This window comes from Legionella wadsworthii DSM 21896 = ATCC 33877 (genome assembly GCF_000701265.1).
Taxonomy (GTDB): Bacteria; Pseudomonadota; Gammaproteobacteria; order Legionellales; family Legionellaceae; genus Legionella; species Legionella wadsworthii.
In genome coordinates this window covers 107,387-125,547 of the sequence record NZ_KL370760.1, presented here as the reverse complement: position 1 = coordinate 125,547, position 18,161 = coordinate 107,387, and the positions used below count along the sequence as shown (strand labels likewise).

Genomic DNA, 18,161 nt, shown 5'->3' with positions numbered 1-18,161 from the left:
TGGAGTTACAAAAAAGTTATGAAAAAAATAGTGCTTTCTTTAATTCTGTCTGTAGCCAGCAATATTACATATTCTGGCAGGGTAGGGGTTAGCACCGATACCAATTGGAATGGTTTTTATCTTGGGGGTAACGCCGGATACTGGAGTTCCCAAGCCAATAAAATTGTCACCACCGGTTCAGTTAATTATATCAATCCAATATTTCCTTTGGGCGCTGGAAATATTGCAAATGCATTAGTGCTAGTGGCTACTAATAATTTTTCCCTGGATTCCACTGGATTTTTAGCCGGAGGTCAAGCGGGCTACAACTACCAACAAAGCAAAAAAATTTTACTGGGTCTTAATGTTGGTTTCGATGGTTTAGTCGATTCAGATCGCACCTATGCCTTGCAAAAAGTCGTTAATTTAACGAATTTTGATGAGTATTACGTAGGCTCTCTGGCAGTTCAACAGAAGATTCATTATCTAGGTACCGTGAGTGCTCGTTTAGGCTATCTTTATCATCCAAATTTTTTAATCTACGGCACCGGAGGTTTGGCTTATGGTAAAATTGGGTTGGATACAGCTTGGTCAGTTAATGAATCATTGGGGCCAACAGTTTTCCCCCCGATAGCCATGCAAAATAACTTAAGTCAAACCCTCCCCGGCTGGACTGCTGGTGCAGGAGTTGAATGGTTATTTAAGCCCTGGAGTGTAAAGATTGATTACACTTACTATCGTTTGAATACCTTGAACGTCCCTGCTGTACTTGCACAACGCAACGCCGCTGAAACCCCAGCTATTCTTTGGGGTAGTACTGATGCGAATACGGCTCTTACTGCTTCTATTGGAAGTGTCAGAGTTGGAATAAATTATCATTTTGCCTGATTACTGTTACTTATGGAGCAGTAAAAGCTGAGGCTAATTTTTACTTCTAGGGGCAGGTCTTGAATTTTGAGTTTACTAATCTAAGGTCTTATTTTTTCTATTTGTCCTTAAAGTAGAATAAGACAAAAAAATAATCCCCAATTTCTTTTAAACTAAATTGCCCGCTTTTATATTGTCACCCCTTATTTCTCAAGCAAAGTAGAATATTTTGCTAATGAAGGAATATATTCCAATGTTATTTTAAGCGTAACAAGAAGTGGAACAGAAATAATCCCACCTGGTACGCCCCATAGCCAGCTCCAAATGAGAATCGTTAGAAAAATTAGAAATGGATTTAATTTTAGGCGCCTTCCTAAAAATATTGGCGTGATGAGCTGTCCCTCTATAACAGCAATTAAAAAGTATAAGATAGGCGGTGCAAAAATTTCCAGGTATGAATCAAATGTGATTAAAGAAACAAATAAAATGATAATAATGCCAAATAAATGTCCTAAATAAGGGATAAATGTGAGGAGTGTCACCATAGCGCCCCAAAGCGGAGCATTAGGCAGATCAAGCAACCAAAAAATGATCATCATGACTAATCCAAAGAAAAGGCATATTAATGAAAAAGTGAATAAATATTTAGATACTTCATTTTTTAGAGTAAGAATATATGGATTTTCAGGAGCTGGTAATTTTTTCCGATTGTAAATAATTAATTCTAATTTTTGGATGAAGGACTTAAAATACATTAAATAAAAGAAAAGCAAAATGACCACTGTACCAATAGAAAGAAGGATATCCGTGGTAAGGTTGAATAGAGAAGGGGCAAGGCTGACGTTAGGTGTTACAATCACGTTCTTTTTTTTATCAATGTTTGTTATGGATTGAGCACTTTCAGCTGCTTGGTTAATTTTCCCTAAAGAGGTCTTTACTGTTCTAAATTTACCTTCAATGATTTTAAAATTATCCGGTGCATTTGCGATCCAGTTTGAAGCGGGTGGGATGATAAAAATAATAAATATGGCAATAATGCCCAGTATGCCGCTTAAGATAAATGTAGAAGCAATGACCCTCGGAATTTTAATATCAATAAGCAAATCCAAAAATGGACTGAGTAACAAATATAAGAGAAAAGACAACAGGAGAGGAAACAAAATATGTTGAGAGAATGCAATGATATACAGAAATGCAATACCAACTAATATTTTTAACTCTATGGATGATTTCGTCTTTATCATGTTCTCATGTTTTATAAGTTTACTTTAATTTATAATAATTTACCTTAATTAACTATTAGTCCAGTAATTTAAATAGATAATTCATAATTCAAGGCCTGACCCCCTGGGTTTACTAGGGAGTCTTTCGGGAAAGAGCTGCGAGTCGGAGTTGACGCGATCTTGTAGTGTATTAATGTCTTCGTGATTAATATGAATGATACACATAACTTATATCATTTAAGCAAGACCTGGATATTAAATAAAAGGAGGATCACTCAGTTTTTTCATCTGGCTTGGGTCTGTCCCGACGGATTTGTTTTTATCGAAAAATTTAAAGCTTAAAACTGGTTCAAAGAGAAAGTTAAATCGTTCGCTGGAAAAGTTAATCGTTCTCACTTTGTCCCCTCCTCGAAACATCCTAAGATCTTTTAAATCCTTCTCAGTTTTCATTTGAGGAAGTAAGGAATTATACTTTTCTAATAAAGCTAATATAATTTCTTCTTCCGTGGCGTCTTTCATATCTAATTTACTACATTCGAACCGCCCATCTCCATGATAAATACACTCGACATATTGCCATTCTTCTATCGGGCAGTTTATATGTCCATTTATGATTACTTTTTGACCTTTTTGGAGTTCTTCTTCTTCACAATCCAACCCCATTGTACTCATATCGATATTTTCAATTGTTAATTTAATTGGAAAGGCGCAAAAATCTTCATTATAAATTTCCAAAAAATGAAGTTCAGCTTCCTTTTCTGTCATTAAAGGAGAACCAAACCCCCGATATTGCTCATTACCCATAAACATCGAGTGAAGGCCATTGCCATCTTTCGAGTAATCAAATAAGGTTGCATGGCTGTATTCTGGAAAATTAGAAAGATACAACCAATCCCCCGGGATATAATCTTCCTTTTTGCAATGAGAAAGAGAAAAGATTTCTAACATCTCCTGTTTATGATCCTCAATTAAAAAGCCATCTGCAATGATAAGAGGATGGTTTTTAAAAAGTAGATTAAAATTGGTTGCGCCGATACTATCTAATAATGCTTTATATTGAATACACATCATCATGCTATGGCATTCAAGAACTATTTTTGTTGTATCATCAAAAATGGACTCTATTGCTTCAGAGGGTAATACTCCTTCCTTTACGGTAAAAAGTCCTAATTTGTTTTTTTCTTGAGTCCAATAATTTTTATTGAGTTGTAGATAATTCGCTTCAGCTGTTGGATATTGATAATAGCCATTCAGTGTATGAAATTTCTCATTATTCATAAGTTTGACTGCATTGAACCTAAATGCAACTTCATAATTAAAGCTTTCCAGTGATTTAAATCGTCGCTCACTATTAACCAGTTTGATAATTATTTCACGCTGGAGAGGATCTTGGCCTATGGAGGACAATGCCATTTTTCTAATTTCCAGTTGCGTTAAAACGTCCTTAATTGAAGGCCAGGCTTTCGCAAGATTAAGATGAAACTGTGTGTTAAGGTAGTTGGTATTTTTTAAATTATCCTCATAAGACTTAAATATTGAAAAGTATTCTGCATCTTTTTTTAACTCGTTCAGATCACTGAATACAAAAGTTCTTTTTGATTTTATCAACATATCAAAACGTTCTGGATTTACAGATCTTATTCTAAGTAATTCTTCAATTAATTCCTTATCAAGGATGGGATCTAACTCAAAATTTTCTTTTATTTTTAAATTTTTAAAATTTTTATAACTAATAAAAAACATAATACTATTCCAAATCTATAAATGGCAAAACTTACTCATATTGGCTATTATACCATCAAAACATTTAGATAAGGAATTAAATTGAAACTCCAGCAAGTGTAGAGCCTTATCAACGCAAAACATGATTTGATCGGTCAGATTCTGAAATCGAAATGGTTTAAATAAGAAAATCAATTCAATTAAAATGGTACATAAATAATCAAACTGAATTGAAATATATCATAATAAGCTATAATGAATATACCTCATCCACCGGCGCTGTTTATGATTAAGACGAAGATTATTGAAAAGAATGATACTGCCATGCTTGAAGTTTTTAGAGACAAATATGCCTCGCTGGCTCACAATCAGGTTGATTTAGAATATTTTAAAAATTCTAAGGTTCGTATTTTTTACACGGATTCTGAAGACAATATAGCTGCAGGATATTGTATTTGTTCAGGTCCTGATTATCGTACCTTTCTACCTTTACCTCCTTCTACCTTAGAAGAACTTAGCTCGAAACACAGTTTTAAAAAAAAGCCGCCGCATGAAATCACCTGCTTATGGATAGAAGAGAAGCATCGAAAAAAGTTTTGGGTATTTTATTTTTTTCTTGTGTTGTACGTAGATCTTCTCCGTTCTCCCCGAGGGCCTTTAATATTTGGAACCCATGGAAAAAGCATTAACAATTATTTCTTACTCGCGTTTCCTAAATTAATTTTTAATAAACGGTTATTTATCCCTACAAAAGGAGAAGAATGTGATTTTTTGATTAGGAAAGGATCAAAATTCCACTTTTTAAAAGGCTTTATCATGTTCATTTCAATCCGCACATTGTTTGGAAACAGGACGCTGTATCGTTTTCGGTTATGGCTTGATGCAAGAGACAAAGTGAATCGTGATCGATTAAGAAATTAAATTATGGGATTTGAGCGGTAGACAACCAAATATTTTTCTCTCCGGGGTGATCTGTGCTTTGTTTCACTAAGTCCACGCTTTTGGCAAACTTTGACTTGAATCGACAATGATTCACATAAGGTAAATGTATTGAACAAATCCCATATCCCGATCAAACATAGACCAGCAAAATAGAATGAAAATCTATTGGTAAAAAGAGTAGACAGAAAACTGTTTAATGATGTCATTTAATTTCTATTTATGTTAAAAACTTTTGCCAATATTTTTTTATGCTTTTAATAAAACAAAGGAGATGTGATGTCATTTAGCAAGAAAGAAACTCAGACGAACCATTTTAGCTGGTCTAATTTTTTGAATTGGGGTACTGCATATAGAGGATATAATGCAAGTATTGCACTACTCGTCAGTTATCAATATTTAACTAATCCGGAAGCTGCATTTTTTGAATATGTTCCTGATATCCTGATTCATGCGGCAGAAGCAGTCATCCCGAACCAATGGTCTGAAATTGCGATCGCAGCAAATATTGGGCGTGCATCGCAAGCTGCCTTCGGATTTTTTTCTGGCAATTCCACTATTCCCAGTGTGGCAAATTTAGTCGATGTAGGGAATCACGTGCTCAATACAGCGCATCGATTGTCCTAATCTCTTTCTTCATAAGTATTATAAATTGAATAAAAACCCACTATGTGTTCATGAGTTGACACTTGACAATATCTCATGAGCTGACACATTTAATTGTGGCAGACACAATGTACTTCATATCCTGGCTATTTGCAGCCAGGATTCTTTCAGCAGCAGAATATAAGATTTTGACCCTATATTTATTTGCTAGCCTTGACCTGGTTTTAATGAGTTGCTTAATTTTTCTTCTAATTCTGTCTCTTTTGAATTAAATGCACGATAAAGCGCTGTCATACCGACACTTAAAACATCAACCAGTTTTTGTAAAAATGGCCTTTCAGACCATTCTGGTTTATTATTTAGGCACGTTTTTAGTGCGCGTTCTGCTGCTTTTATATCCCCATCGTCTAAGGTAGTTTTGTCTTTGATTCTTTCATGCAATTGATGCATGGCAAAATGTCGGTTTATTAATTTTTGCTGTTTTGGAGTTCTTTCATCATTTTTATGGAGAGATGCAAGGCCTTGTTCAGTAAAGATAAATCCTTCATCTGCCAGTTTATCATTTAAATGCTCAAATAATTCACTAGTCGTTGTTTTAATTTGGTTTGCAAAGTTCTGTTTTTCTTGCTCTTCGGCTTCTTGTTGTTGTTTCTCCAACTTATTTTGTTCCCTTTTTTGAGCAACTATCATAGGCTCCTGGAGCGAGCCTTGAAATTCGTATATTTTAGAACCATTAAATTCGTTGTCTCGCAAGTCCTGTGCAGTACGCAGCGTCCCATAGTTTACGTTTTCTAAGGAAGCAATTGAACCTAAAACAGACTGTACTTTACTATGAAAATTAACGGGATTAGGGCTTTCTAAATCTTTATTGAAACGCTTCAATAGGTCCTTCAATTTGCTATGGTCTTTATTTAAAACTCTAAGTTCATCTAACCATTGTTTAAGCTCTTGGTATTTCATCGCGGTCACCTATTTGCCCTGCATGTATTATTATTATACACCAAATGGCTAATGATTTTATTGAAAATAAATTGAAATGAATCAAAAATTAATAAAAATAAAGCATTTTGATATTATTTTATCCGTATACTATTCTTCAAATAGGCCTGGAAATTTAGAACATTTGTTATGTGGAATGAATTATGAAAAAGCATCCTTTCCAAAAAGGTATTGAAAAATCTAATGAAGAATTAAAAGAAACTTCTTTAGGCGTTTATGGTGAATCAAAAAAAAATGTTATTCACAATAAAAAGAGTAAAAAAACTAAAAAAACTGACACATAACATCTTATGATTCGGCCTTATATTTATCTATGGCTATCATTTTTTGACTATTTTACTTTCCAGCATCCACAAAATCGCTTTGATTCTCGTTCTATTCACCGTACAGTACCCCTATGGTTGCGCTGATTGCAGTTTTAGTCGTAACCATGACTTTGACCGATCTCATGAATAATGCTGCGACTGCCGTAGTGATGGCTCCTATTGCTGTAAATATTGCGCGATCTACTCATGTAAATATTGATACTTTTTTAATGGCTGTTGCAATTGGCGCATCTTGCTCCTTTCTCACGCCCATTGCCCATCAAAATAATACAATGGTTATGGGGCCAGGCGGCTATCACTTTTTCGATTATGCTCGATTAGGACTCATTCTTGAAATAATAATTGGAATCGTAGCAATCCCTACTTTACTCTGGATTTGGCCATTACATTAATCATGTTTTAAGACTTGCCTTGATACCAGACACTTCTCCAATTGCTTTGCTGCTCGAGGTATCATCATCCATTTCTATAATGAGATTGGTAGATATAACCTCTGTTATTATTTTCTATGGCATCATCTATGAAGCAGGTAATTATTTTGAATAAGAAAGCGGTAAATGCCATGAGTAATCCGGTCATAGCACCGGTATAGTCTTCATTACATAAGGCTAACGTAAAGTAAAGCATGCTTAACAGTAATGTCATAAGTGCATGATAATCTGATTTATGTGTTTGAGCAGGATTTAACCTATAAAATATGCTGTTTTGATTGTTACTTAATTGTGCTAATTGTTCAATGTGCTCGAATTGTTCTAAATTTTCGAGTTCGGTTTGTTCCAATTCTAATTGTTCCTGTTGTTCCAATTCATTAATTACTTCAGCTAGGGAGGGTACGATTTGGGGGTTTATTGCTTTAAATTTTATTCTATATTTGCTCATAAGGAGACTCCAAAAAAAAAGAAATAGGTACTTTTTGAAGGAAGTTTCTACCTATAATTTTCTAATTTATACATCAAAAGAAGAACAATGTTTCAATTAATCTTTTAAAACTTCGGTTCATCTAAGAAAGTAGTGTTCTTTTACCTCTTTTAACAATTACTTTGCATGGCAATCTTATGCGTTAACATTTTACCATCAGGGATTTCTCATTGTTCATCAGCATCATGATAGGACTAAAATCAATTGTGTTGAAATCAATTAAATGTATCCTGTATATACAAATTTCTTATATGTTGAATTCAAATATGCTGGTTTTTCAATAATAATTTTTAACAACTGAATCCATAGCATAGATAAATAAAATTACTTGCGGGTTGCTCCAAAAGGAGCACGCTTGCTAATTGAGAGTAGTTCATAACTTAAAGTAAAACATGATCTATTCGATGAATTTTTACAATGTATGCAAGTTTTTTAAAAAATCCGAGCATCATTTCCTTAATATTTAGGAAGTAACAGGAACACACCGCCAAGCCAGTAATTAGCGGTACTGTTATTAAGGGATAATTACTTCATGTTTCACAAATTCTGATACTTGTTCGCCACATTCGGTATTTAAATAGTAGGTATATTTACCTGATTTTCCTGGAAGAGTAGTTTCTGTCCATGTTAAATCCTTACCTGTCCAAAGAACCTGTTGTACCCAGTTTCTTACTTGATAATCGGTTATGGGTAAACTTCCTGCAGGTGTTTGCCATTTTAGTGTAACGCTTTTTTTGTCTTGGCTGTAACTGGAGGTGATACCTACAGGTGGTTTGCACACCGAAGGATTGACTACTTTATAACTTTTGATACTCTGCACCAACATACTTGCACTTTTCATATGCGGATTGGGTTGGCCTGCGTAGGGACCGCCAATCGCTAAATTGACAATTAAATAATAGCCCCCGTCCTTGTCATTAAAACCACGGCTTAAAGCATTGGCGCCATCTGCGGGTAATGAATCGGTTTTGACTGGACCCCAGATTTGTTGATTATCAAAATAACCGCTAATGATGTATCCATTTTGGTTACTTTGAGGGTCTTTTTCCCATTCAAACCCCCATTTATGAAATTTATCATACAACTTCTCGGAGACAGTTTTAGTAATTAATCGATAACCCGCTCCTTTGCAATCTCCACCTGTACATCTGGAGTCGTTACCATTAAAGTGCAATGCTGCGGTGCTCACATTAAAATCGGTATTTTTGGGATAGGCTTCCATAATGTCGATTTCACCATTAGTGGGCCATGGAGTATCATTGGTGGGTAGCAACCAAATCGCGGGCCATAATCCACTATGATAATTTGCAGGGTTCGTTTTTGTTTCACAGGAACCATCATCACTGGTTTCACATTTAGGTAACTTGGCAATGACTTCAAGATATCCATGAGATAGACTGCTTGTATCCCAAACCGCTGAGCTCATTGCAGCATTATATGGAGGGGCATCTAGATTTTTACGGGTCATAATTTCACCCGCCATCCAATACTTCTCGTTGACTTTGATCGCAGATAATTTTAATTGTCCAGGTTCATTGTTCTTATCGCAATAGGAACTGACTAATGTTGAATCATACACATTAATTTCACCTGATTTGCGATGATCATAATTAGTTGGGGCAAAAAAAGTTAAACTGTCCTCGGTTTTATCTGTCAAAATGTTTCTAGCTAAACTACATTGTTTGTTTTCATTAAAAGAGCAGGGTATTGAATAGATAGCTTGTGACGATAGGGAGAGAGTTAATAATAAAATTCCTTTCATTGGCGTCCTTATGTTTTTGTGATCCGAATTTTTACTTTAATATTTTATCATAATACTCTTTCAATCTTTAATAGCATCTGAAAGACAACCTTAAAGCCCTGGCAAATAGGGCTATGTCATTATTTGAACCAATTTTAATGCGGTAATATGCTTTATCGTAGCATTGATACAAATCTGGATAATCGTATAAACATCGCACTCCTTTTTATTCAAATACTTAAAACTCTGAAAAGTAATGATGCGTTCCTTGAGCCATGACCGCTTCTGCTTGTTTATTTAATGCGTGCACATAGGCAGCTGTGCGCATATCAATTTTATGATCTTGAGCAATCTCGAGTATTTTTTTAAATTCCCCAGCCATAATGGTTTGCAAACGTTTATATACTTTTTCTAATTTCCAATAATAACCGGACCGGTTTTGTACCCATTCGAAGTAGCTCACAGTAACCCCACCTGCATTAGCTAAAATGTCAGGCAAAATGAAAATATTTTTTTCTTTTAAAATAGAGTCAGCTTCCACCGTGGTCGGGCCATTTGCTACTTCGACAATAACGGATGCTTTAATGTGGTTTGCATTTTTGCTGGTTATTTGATTTTCAAGAGCGGCCAAAATTAAAATATCAACATCCAATTCCAAGAGCTCTTCATTGGTAATCTGGATCGCTTCTACCATTTGACAAACTGAGTCCTCGCAGTAGGCCGCCTGAACTTTATCGAACTTGTTTTTCGCATGGATAATACTTGGAATATCGAACCCTTTCTCACGATAAATACCTCCTTTAGAGTCACTTACCGCTACTATTTTATAACCATCTTGATGTAAAAAATGAGCTAATGGTTGTGCTGCATTTCCAAAGCCCTGAATGGCAACCCGCATTTTTTTGGGCTTCCATTTTTTTATTTTTTCGAGTTCTTTGATGCAGTAGTAAGCCCCAAGGCCTGTTGCTTCCTCTCGGCCCTGACTTCCGCCTAGCGGCAATGGTTTTCCCGTAATTACAGCGGGAGTTGCTCGACGTACAATTTTTGAGTATTCATCCATCATCCAACCCATGATCATGGCGTTGGTATAGACATCAGGGGCTGGGATATCTAAATCTGGACCGATGAAATCTGCTATGGAGATGATATAGCTTCGGCTTAATCGTTCTAATTCAAGCCGGGATAACTCCTTCGGATTCACCACAACACCGCCCTTTGCGCCGCCAAAAGGAATGCCTACCACAGCACATTTAATGGTCATCCAAAATGCGAGTGCTTTGACTTCACTCAGACTGACTCCGGGGTGAAAACGGATACCTCCTTTAGTAGGGCCGCGTATCGCATTATGATGTACTCGATAACCGGTAAATATTTTTAATTGGCCATCATCCATACGTACAGGAACTGACACCTCCAAACAAGCTTTAGTATGTTTTAACCTTTCAACGGCTTCTGGTTCAAGTCTGGCTAGAGCAGAGGCACTATCCAGTCTTAATAAAGCCTTTTCATATAAATTATCATCCATAATATGATCCTTAAGCATTCCCTTGTGAAGATAATACTGTTATATCTTTACTATAATATGTCCTGGGGTAGAAAGTGAAATGGATGCTTTACTTTTAGTGAGGTGACGCTTGATAAAAATCCGTTATCTATCTAAATTAATTACTAAATGCAAGAAATTCATATAAAAAATCAGTTCACAAGGGATAAAGTGATGATAAAGGGAATTTTTTCTCAAATTAAATACGACATACAAGCCTCCATTGTAGTATTTCTGGTTGCATTACCGTTATGCCTGGGTATTGCTCTGGCATCAGAGGCGCCCATGTTTTCGGGAGTCATCGCAGGAATCATTGGGGGTGTTGTTGTCGGGTTCCTTAGTGGCTCTGCATTAGGTGTCAGCGGTCCAGCAGCGGGTCTTGTGGCCATAGTGCTCGCCGCTCAAAAATCGTTGGGGTCTTGGGAAACATTTTTACTTGCAGGATTTATTGCCGGTATTTTCCAAGTCATTGCCGGTTTCTTGCGAGGGGGAATCATTGCTTATTATTTTCCATCTGCGGTGATTAAAGGGATGTTATGCGGTATTGGGATTATTATCATATTAAAGCAAATACCTCATTTAATTGGTTATGATATTTCACCTATTTTAACGGATTTAACAAATGGCCGTTTCGAATTTTTTTATATTAGGGAAGCCATTGATAATTTAAATCCAGGGGTGGTCATCATTAGCATGCTGTCTATTTTTATATTGATCACGTGGCAAATTTTAGTTAAAAAAGGATATAAATTTTTTGAACTAGTGCAAGCGCCATTAGTAGTTGTCTTATTCGGTTTCCTTCTTGCATGGATTTTCAATACTGGGTGGTTTGGTTTCCATTTGCAACCATCCCAACTCGTGCAAATTCCTGAGTTTAAGAGTATCGCTGATTTGACTCAATCCATCGCTTTTCCTGATTTCAGCCAATTTACCAATCTTGAAGTATACAGGGTGGCTGCCGTCATTGCTTTAGTTGCCAGTCTGGAATCTTTATTGTGTGTGGAAGCTACTGATAAGTTAGACCCTTTAAAAAGAGTGACACCTACAGATAGAGAGTTAAAAGCTCAGGGAGTTGGAAATATGCTTTCCAGTTTAATCGGGGGATTGCCGATTACTCAAGTTATTATCCGCAGTTCTACAAACATTACTTTTGGTGCTAAAAGCAAGTTGTCGGCTATTTTACATGGTTTCTTTCTTTTAATTAGCATCCTGGCGATACCCACCTTGTTAAATGAAATTCCATTAGCTTCCCTCGCTGCAATATTGGTGATGATTGGCTATAAACTAGCGAGTCCTTCTCTTTTTAAACAAATGTATCAGATGGGGTGGGAACAATTTTTACCCTTTATTATTACAGTCGTTGGAATTGTCCTAAGTGATTTACTTATTGGCATAAGCGTGGGTTTTGGAGTGGCGATTTTCATTATTTTACGGCATCATTATTTAAATGCACACGATACCAGCATTGTGATGAAAGAAGGAATTGTTTTTCATATGGAATTAGCTGAAGAAGTTTCTTTTTTAAATAAAGGGAATATTATTCACCAGCTCAAACGTATTCCTCCCAAAGCAACATTAATTATTGATGGAACACGTTCCAAATTTGTGGACAGTGACGTGCGGGGGGTTATCTCTGATTTTCTGGAAAATGCAAAATCCAGACAAATCACCGTGGAGATGAGAGGGATACCTGCGTCAAATACTCCTTTTGCCGCCGAATAAGAAGCCTGGCGCAAATTGATTGAATCCATGTCACAGTTATAAATTTATCTGTGTTGCTTTGCTTGTTTGATCACCCTTTTATCTCATGGTGTTAAAGCCATTTGAAAATTATTGTTTCTTAATTTGTTTCTATTTGGATAAAATCATCCTTTTTTAAACGCAGATGATAATGAACAAAGAAAATAAGCATTGGTCACGAGTAGAATATTTACACGAAAATGTAAAAAATCCCCATATACATATTAAAGGTACCCACAGTTACTACAGTGATGCGTGGACGGGAAGTTTTGAAGAAACAGTAGTGCGATATTTATATGGCGATGAGTTTAGTTTGAACAACTGGCAACCCCAATGGCACATTGACCAGCTCTATATTGGTGATTATGTATGTATTGCTGCGGAAGCGATTATTATGATGGGTGGGAACCATAACCATCGTAGTGATTGGTTTTGTCTTTATCCTTTTGCGGATAACTACATTCAAGCGTACCAGGGCAAAGGGGATACGCACATTGGAGATGGTGTTTGGCTTGGTATGCGTTCCTTGATTATGCCTGGAATTACTATTGGCGAAGGAGCAATTATTGCGGCAAATAGCGTGGTCACTAAAAATGTGGAACCATACAGTATTGTGGCAGGAAGTCCTGCAAAATTGGTTAAAAAAAGATTTCCAGATTCTGTGATTCAACGCCTCCTACAATTAAATATTTACAGTTGGGATCAGGAAAAGTTCAATCATTTAAAGCAATACCTCTGTAACAGCAACATCGAAGAATTGGAAAAGCAAAGTGTCGCATATGATGCTGCAAAACCTGGTGGTTTCAAAAAGTAATGCATCAAATCATTTTTTACATGGCTCATTGCGCAATCGCTAGTATAGGATAAAGCATCAGTGAAATACGAATCATTGCTGGGGATGCAGGGTGTACTGATGCCCTTATCAATAGAATTGAATTACCTGGAAAACATAAGGGAGGTTGCCAACCAAATCATTAAAAAATACTCAAATACATCATTACATAAAATTGCACTTAAGCTAAGTAGGTGCTAAATTTTAATTGGTTACTCCATCAATAAATTGCATTGATGGCCTAAGAGAAGACGCCACATGAGAACATTTTCTGAAACAGTAAAATGCATCACCGGATTCTTTGGGCCGGTCTGGAATTTAGCCAAATGAGACGAACAATTATGGGATGTAGATGTTACTAATCAAGGAGAATAAAATGAAAAAGATAATTCCTATACTAGCCTCAATTTTACTCGTGAATTTTGCGTATGCAAGTGATGAGGCAACTACCAATAATTCTGATCAAAAGGCTTCTAAAGCGGATGTTCACACTCATATTACAGATTTTGAACTTATCAGCGAAGGCTCCTCTTCCGATTGCGATAAATTTTTTGGACAGGTTCTAAAAGAAAAAAACTTTACTTGGAAAAAAGGACAACAGACCCTTCTCCCAGGTGGTCATTCAATTAGCCATAAAGAACGCATCATGAAGCATTATTCAGATCATGATCAGGCATTAATTCGTCATAAAGTCATGTTTAATGGTCAAGAAACAGCTGATGTTATTGTCGGATTCTCAAAAAGCAAAGCCAATAAAGATGGAGCTGCAGATGGGCTAATGATGGTAATCAATTGGACCGACGCTCAAGGAAAATCCGAAGATAGACAGTGTTTCTTTTCTTTTAAAGAAAAAATAGAGAAATAAATAATACATGATGTTGATACATTAAATTATTAGGAGAGAGTTTGTTCGTCAATTATTTTTTCAATGAGGTATTTGCATGAAAAAAATTGGTTTGATTGAACGTGTAAACTCTCTCACTCCAGGAAAATTTCACTCCCATTATGTTTTACAGAATAATCCTGTGATAATCCAGGATGCAGTGACTTTCTGGCGCGGATATCAATTATGGTCTCTCGATTATTTTGTTAAAACTATTGGGGACATTAAAGTTCGTTATTATATTTCACAATCAAATTTATACCCTGATCTTCGATGTATAGAGGGGGATAAACTGGATCCAAAAGCTTTTTTAAATGAAGGAACGCTTGCACATTTTGTTGCTCTTCTAAAAAAGAAAAAAAATGTATTTCTTGCTGGAGACGAATTATCGCTTTTTGATAAAAAAAAATACAATCAAAAACTAAAGATTTTAGAGCAGGATTTTGAAGTTCCAATATTAATTGATAAAAATAAAATTCATAGTGGCGGTCTATGGATCTCTCCAAAAAACATTGTCTCGTGGTTACATTATGATCAAAATGGTTGTCATAATTTGAATGCTCAAATTAAAGGCACCAAAGACATTTTCTTATTTCCTCCTGTAGATCTGCAAAACTATTATCTGAATTTATCGAGTGACAAAAAAATTACAAACTTCAGCCAAATCGATATCTTAAATCCTGATTATATTCGGTTTCCTTTATTCCGTAATGCTGCTTATCTAGAAGGTAAACTGGCTGAAGGAGATATTTTATTTATTCCCGCCTATTGGTTGCACAGCTTCAAACATCTTGGTGGCATCAATATTAATTTAAACTTTTGGTGGGGTGAAGACAAATAAACTCAGTCGATTATTTATCATTAATTAGATAAAATTAAAAATTACATTCAAAAAAGTTTATGAGTGGGAAAGACCACATCTTAGCCTCTTAAGTCAATCTAATAAAAAGGCTAGAAGGTTATTAAAATGAAAATTTACAGTAAGAGAGTTAATTTTAAAATTTTTTTCATGATCCAAAATAGAAAAAACTTTTATTTACTCTCTAACCTGTAAAATATAAATTAACTATCGAGACAACCAAAACCAAGAGCCCGGCCTTCTTCTTGAGCGGTTATTTGAGTTGAGTCTGCACCAGCAATGGAAACCTCATCTAATTCAACAAATTCAATTTCTGTGTTGTTTTGAAGTTCATCGAGTATTTCGTCTTTCATGTTACCTCCTAAGTGCAATTTGCCCTAAAGCTTTAGATAAGCTTTTCCCTTTTATTTTAGTATAATTTACGAAAATTGCTGCAGCAATACCCTGTATTAAATTTAATAGAATTGGAAAATTTATTATTTTCAGATGAATAGATATAGCTACTTTTTTTAGCTATATTCAAATAAAGTCAAAGGAGGATATTTCATTTGAGTTCTCTCACATTTTTTCAACTGGGTACGAACCTGTATGAAATAATGAAAAAACAGGATACCCATTTTTTTGATTTAGCCCCGATTTTCAGTAATTTAACCAGAACAGACATTATTTCTCTGATGAACCACTTTTTAATGGAAATCACTGCAAATGATAAAATTACTGATGAAAATAAAATATATTTTTATCAGCAACCCGGCTTACATTTATTAATGCGCTTCACTCATCGTAAATCTTTTTCCCATTCCTTCTTGGCAAGTGAAGTAGATGCTATTGTTATGAATTTATCCGAGGTTGAATTAAAGGTACCTTTGTACCAGTGTAATCTGCATGCCGATCGCTTACATGAGAAACCGGATTCACTTAAACGGCAAGAGGATTTAATTCTCCCGTCATACCTACCTGTTTGTTTACCTGCATTCACCGCAATTCCTGACTTTTACAATGCATCACACAATGCGCCTTTGCTCGTTGCGCATTCAGATAAAAAGGCAAACACCACTTGGGTTTTTAATCGGGATACATTAAATCCCATGCGAAGGGTGAGTACTGATGTACGGGCATCAAGGATTAGATTAATTTTAGAATTGTTTCAAGCAATGCAAGTGGTTAAGGGAATCAAACTTCTTTTAAAAAAATTAATTTTGTCCGATTATGATGCCAATGTTCGCTGGGAAGCGGTGAAGTATTACCATAAAATTAATGGTCAGAGTGCTTTACCTTTATTGCGACAGCTTGCAAAACAGGATGTGGATCCAGAAATAAAGAGAGCATCACAAAAAACATTAGCCTTAATGGGGAAAAAGCATGGCGGAAACATTTTACCCTAATGTAAAAACACCCATTTCATTAGAAGCATTTATTAAATTTATTGAAAACAATCCCATAATCGATGCACTGAAGTCATCAGATTACCAGCCGGAATACTTAGCAACCATTGCGCAGAAATTTGCGCAACTCACTTTAAATAAAAATTTTCTAGCGAAAAAATTATGTAATGAATTAAATCATTTTAGAACGTTCCAAACGGATAATCAGTTCAAACCCTCAACGATTATAATTCATAGAAGTGCTCACTACGTGATAAGAGCAGTCATTTGGATGCCTGTATCTGATCGTTATCAAGCCAGAGTTTTTTCCTATTTCGAACCCCATGATCATAATTTTGATTTTTTTACGGCAAATTATTTTGGGCCTGGCTATAGGACACGGATTTATCATTATGACTATGAGCAGGTGAAAGGGATACCAGGAGAGGAAATTGACTTAGAGTTTATTGAGGAATGTTATTTAACTCAGGATAAGGTGATGTATTATTTTGGTAGTTCTGACGCTCATGTCCAATATCCTCCCGAATCCATAACCGTTTCACTGAACCTGATTTTGCCCAAAACACATCCTGCCAAACGCCGCCAATATGAGTTCGAATTCCTGGAAAACGGTAAAGCCAAAATCATTTTGGGTAATCTTGATCGCTTGACTCAAATGCGCACTTTAATTGATACAGCAATTAGTGTGGGTGATGGCAATACTATGGAGCTCATCCGCAACATTGCGATGACACATTCGAATGAGCAAATGAGAGCAATTGCCTGGCGGGCAATCTTGGCTAATGATCCAGATAAAACCATTAATTTAGATTTAGCTCTTGAAGACCCAAGTGATTATGTCAAAGCGGCTCTTGCTGAGTTTATTAAAAATTAAATTGCGCCGACAATTATTTCTCGAGGGAAGCTTTGTGTACCCGGATAGTTCAGGATGTAATTGACTAGTTGTGCGACTTCCCTGGGGGGAATGGTATTTTGCTCATTCACACCCGAAATGGTGAGTTGTCCTGGAGCAATGGTACACACCCTTACTCCTTGATTCCTGACTTCCTCAAATAATGATCCGGAAAAGCCGAGAATTCCATGTTTGGTGGCACAATAAGTAGACGCTCCAGGAATATATTCCCGTGCTGCAATGGATCCTATATTAATAATCATGCCCTGTTTACCCGCTATTAAATAAGGTAAAGCCAGGCGAGTCATCATCACTAACGAGACCAGATTTACTTGAAGGATATTTTTTATAATAGGCAGAGGCATCTCCATAAAATTTCCAAAATTAAAACACGCTGCATTATTAATCAAAACGTCTAGAGATTTAAAATGATGAATAACCTCCTGGATAATTGATTCAGCTGCCTCAGGCAAAGAGAGGTCGTGAGCAACCGTGATCACTTCACTCTTATCCATTGATTTGGCTAATTCATCCAGATTATGTTGATTTCTGCCATGAAGTGCAATTTTGTTATTGGGCGTATTTAGGAATTTGGCTATTTCTCTGCCAAGCCTCCCTGTTGCGCCCGTTAATAAAATATTCATGATAAAATTCCTAAAAAAATTTAACTATGGACCAAAATCTCCATGAACACCACCGTCCCCTCT

General features: G+C 35.9%; 19 protein-coding genes. 11 read left to right on the top strand and 8 right to left on the bottom strand.

Annotation, left to right across the window (positions count from 1 at the left end; translation table 11 throughout):
• Positions 1-18: 18 nt before the first annotated feature.
• Complete coding sequence (locus BU07_RS0112205; RefSeq protein WP_031566441.1) at positions 19-867, top strand: outer membrane protein; 849 nt, start codon at positions 19-21, stop codon at positions 865-867.
• Positions 868-1,049: 182 nt separating this feature from the next.
• On the opposite strand, the gene BU07_RS0112200 is transcribed toward BU07_RS0112205, so the two are convergent.
• Positions 1,050-2,090, bottom strand: a complete 1,041-nt coding sequence (locus BU07_RS0112200; RefSeq protein ID WP_031566439.1) for an AI-2E family transporter — start codon at positions 2,088-2,090, stop codon at positions 1,050-1,052.
• Between the two features lie 234 nt (positions 2,091-2,324).
• A complete protein-coding gene (locus tag BU07_RS0112195; protein WP_051635573.1) occupies positions 2,325-3,812 on the bottom strand; it encodes a hypothetical protein in 1,488 nt (495 codons plus the stop codon).
• A gap of 264 nt (positions 3,813-4,076) precedes the next feature.
• Here BU07_RS0112195 and BU07_RS0112190 point away from each other — a divergent pair, with 264 nt between their 5' ends.
• On the top strand, positions 4,077-4,712 hold the full coding sequence (locus BU07_RS0112190; protein WP_031566435.1) for a hypothetical protein: 636 nt from the start codon (positions 4,077-4,079) through the stop codon (positions 4,710-4,712).
• 297 nt (positions 4,713-5,009) lie between these two features.
• On the top strand, positions 5,010-5,357 hold the full coding sequence (locus BU07_RS0112185) for a hypothetical protein (protein ID WP_051635572.1): 348 nt from the start codon (positions 5,010-5,012) through the stop codon (positions 5,355-5,357).
• 186 nt (positions 5,358-5,543) lie between these two features.
• On the opposite strand, the gene BU07_RS17035 is transcribed toward BU07_RS0112185, so the two are convergent.
• Complete coding sequence (locus tag BU07_RS17035; protein ID WP_051635571.1) at positions 5,544-6,296, bottom strand: hypothetical protein; 753 nt, start codon at positions 6,294-6,296, stop codon at positions 5,544-5,546.
• Positions 6,297-6,478: 182 nt separating this feature from the next.
• Between BU07_RS17035 and BU07_RS17465 the strand changes: the two genes are divergently transcribed.
• Both BU07_RS17465 and BU07_RS0112170 read left to right on the top strand, forming a co-directional pair.
• The gene (locus BU07_RS17465; RefSeq protein ID WP_154659375.1) at positions 6,479-6,619 is read left to right on the top strand and encodes a hypothetical protein; all 141 of its coding nucleotides are present in this window, start codon (positions 6,479-6,481) and stop codon (positions 6,617-6,619) included.
• Between the two features lie 113 nt (positions 6,620-6,732).
• Entirely contained in the window at positions 6,733-7,053 is a 321-nt protein-coding gene (locus BU07_RS0112170; protein ID WP_031566430.1) for an SLC13 family permease, read from the top strand.
• A gap of 64 nt (positions 7,054-7,117) precedes the next feature.
• Here BU07_RS0112170 and BU07_RS0112165 read toward each other — a convergent pair whose 3' ends face one another.
• From BU07_RS0112165 to BU07_RS0112155, 3 genes are all read right to left on the bottom strand, one after another.
• Positions 7,118-7,540 (bottom strand): hypothetical protein, encoded by a 423-nt coding sequence (locus tag BU07_RS0112165; RefSeq protein ID WP_031566428.1) that lies wholly within the window; start codon positions 7,538-7,540, stop codon positions 7,118-7,120.
• A 553-nt stretch (positions 7,541-8,093) separates the two neighbouring features.
• The gene (locus BU07_RS0112160) at positions 8,094-9,341 is read right to left on the bottom strand and encodes a glycoside hydrolase family 16 protein (protein WP_031566426.1); all 1,248 of its coding nucleotides are present in this window, start codon (positions 9,339-9,341) and stop codon (positions 8,094-8,096) included.
• A gap of 217 nt (positions 9,342-9,558) precedes the next feature.
• The gene (locus BU07_RS0112155; protein ID WP_031566424.1) at positions 9,559-10,845 is read right to left on the bottom strand and encodes a Glu/Leu/Phe/Val family dehydrogenase; all 1,287 of its coding nucleotides are present in this window, start codon (positions 10,843-10,845) and stop codon (positions 9,559-9,561) included.
• A 192-nt stretch (positions 10,846-11,037) separates the two neighbouring features.
• On the opposite strand from BU07_RS0112155, the gene BU07_RS0112150 reads away from it, so the two are divergent.
• From BU07_RS0112150 to BU07_RS0112135, 4 genes are all read left to right on the top strand, one after another.
• Positions 11,038-12,585: a SulP family inorganic anion transporter gene (locus tag BU07_RS0112150; RefSeq protein ID WP_031566422.1), complete on the top strand. Its 1,548-nt coding sequence runs from the start codon at positions 11,038-11,040 to the stop codon at positions 12,583-12,585.
• A 169-nt stretch (positions 12,586-12,754) separates the two neighbouring features.
• Positions 12,755-13,417 carry a CatB-related O-acetyltransferase gene (locus BU07_RS0112145; protein WP_172459798.1) on the top strand — a complete coding sequence of 221 codons (663 nt, stop codon included), beginning with the start codon at positions 12,755-12,757 and terminating at the stop codon, positions 13,415-13,417.
• Positions 13,418-13,811: 394 nt separating this feature from the next.
• Complete coding sequence (locus BU07_RS0112140; protein WP_031566418.1) at positions 13,812-14,300, top strand: hypothetical protein; 489 nt, start codon at positions 13,812-13,814, stop codon at positions 14,298-14,300.
• Positions 14,301-14,376: 76 nt separating this feature from the next.
• Positions 14,377-15,159 carry a cupin-like domain-containing protein gene (locus tag BU07_RS0112135; protein ID WP_031566416.1) on the top strand — a complete coding sequence of 261 codons (783 nt, stop codon included), beginning with the start codon at positions 14,377-14,379 and terminating at the stop codon, positions 15,157-15,159.
• 221 nt (positions 15,160-15,380) lie between these two features.
• On the opposite strand, the gene BU07_RS17555 is transcribed toward BU07_RS0112135, so the two are convergent.
• Positions 15,381-15,530, bottom strand: coding sequence for a hypothetical protein (locus BU07_RS17555; protein WP_165482412.1), 150 nt, complete (start codon positions 15,528-15,530; stop codon positions 15,381-15,383).
• 195 nt (positions 15,531-15,725) lie between these two features.
• Between BU07_RS17555 and BU07_RS0112125 the strand changes: the two genes are divergently transcribed.
• Together BU07_RS0112125 and BU07_RS0112120 are read left to right on the top strand one after the other, a co-directional pair.
• Positions 15,726-16,562, top strand: coding sequence for a HEAT repeat domain-containing protein (locus BU07_RS0112125; RefSeq protein ID WP_031566414.1), 837 nt, complete (start codon positions 15,726-15,728; stop codon positions 16,560-16,562).
• Positions 16,540-17,436, top strand: a complete 897-nt coding sequence (locus BU07_RS0112120; protein WP_031566412.1) for a hypothetical protein — start codon at positions 16,540-16,542, stop codon at positions 17,434-17,436. Before BU07_RS0112125 ends, BU07_RS0112120 begins: the two co-directional genes overlap by 23 nt.
• On the opposite strand, the gene BU07_RS0112115 is transcribed toward BU07_RS0112120, so the two are convergent.
• The gene (locus BU07_RS0112115; RefSeq protein ID WP_031566410.1) at positions 17,433-18,098 is read right to left on the bottom strand and encodes an SDR family NAD(P)-dependent oxidoreductase; all 666 of its coding nucleotides are present in this window, start codon (positions 18,096-18,098) and stop codon (positions 17,433-17,435) included. The genes BU07_RS0112120 and BU07_RS0112115 overlap by 4 nt on opposite strands.
• Between the last annotated feature and the right edge of the window lie 63 nt (positions 18,099-18,161).

Bases quoted from the DNA above. Each gene is read 5' to 3' on its own strand.
- BU07_RS0112205 (WP_031566441.1), top strand. From the start codon at position 19: ATGAAAAAAATAGTGCTTTCTTTAATTCTGTCTGTAGCCAGCAATATT.
- BU07_RS0112200 (WP_031566439.1), bottom strand. From the start codon at position 2,090: ATGATAAAGACGAAATCATCCATAGAGTTAAAAATATTAGTTGGTATT.
- BU07_RS0112195 (WP_051635573.1), bottom strand. From the start codon at position 3,812: ATGTTTTTTATTAGTTATAAAAATTTTAAAAATTTAAAAATAAAAGAA.
- BU07_RS0112190 (WP_031566435.1), top strand. From the start codon at position 4,077: ATGATTAAGACGAAGATTATTGAAAAGAATGATACTGCCATGCTTGAA.
- BU07_RS0112185 (WP_051635572.1), top strand. From the start codon at position 5,010: ATGTCATTTAGCAAGAAAGAAACTCAGACGAACCATTTTAGCTGGTCT.
- BU07_RS17035 (WP_051635571.1), bottom strand. From the start codon at position 6,296: ATGAAATACCAAGAGCTTAAACAATGGTTAGATGAACTTAGAGTTTTA.
- BU07_RS17465 (WP_154659375.1), top strand. From the start codon at position 6,479: ATGAAAAAGCATCCTTTCCAAAAAGGTATTGAAAAATCTAATGAAGAA.
- BU07_RS0112170 (WP_031566430.1), top strand. From the start codon at position 6,733: ATGGTTGCGCTGATTGCAGTTTTAGTCGTAACCATGACTTTGACCGAT.
- BU07_RS0112165 (WP_031566428.1), bottom strand. From the start codon at position 7,540: ATGAGCAAATATAGAATAAAATTTAAAGCAATAAACCCCCAAATCGTA.
- BU07_RS0112160 (WP_031566426.1), bottom strand. From the start codon at position 9,341: ATGAAAGGAATTTTATTATTAACTCTCTCCCTATCGTCACAAGCTATC.
- BU07_RS0112155 (WP_031566424.1), bottom strand. From the start codon at position 10,845: ATGGATGATAATTTATATGAAAAGGCTTTATTAAGACTGGATAGTGCC.
- BU07_RS0112150 (WP_031566422.1), top strand. From the start codon at position 11,038: ATGATAAAGGGAATTTTTTCTCAAATTAAATACGACATACAAGCCTCC.
- BU07_RS0112145 (WP_172459798.1), top strand. From the start codon at position 12,755: ATGAACAAAGAAAATAAGCATTGGTCACGAGTAGAATATTTACACGAA.
- BU07_RS0112140 (WP_031566418.1), top strand. From the start codon at position 13,812: ATGAAAAAGATAATTCCTATACTAGCCTCAATTTTACTCGTGAATTTT.
- BU07_RS0112135 (WP_031566416.1), top strand. From the start codon at position 14,377: ATGAAAAAAATTGGTTTGATTGAACGTGTAAACTCTCTCACTCCAGGA.
- BU07_RS17555 (WP_165482412.1), bottom strand. From the start codon at position 15,530: ATGAAAGACGAAATACTCGATGAACTTCAAAACAACACAGAAATTGAA.
- BU07_RS0112120 (WP_031566412.1), top strand. From the start codon at position 16,540: ATGGCGGAAACATTTTACCCTAATGTAAAAACACCCATTTCATTAGAA.
- BU07_RS0112115 (WP_031566410.1), bottom strand. From the start codon at position 18,098: ATGAATATTTTATTAACGGGCGCAACAGGGAGGCTTGGCAGAGAAATA.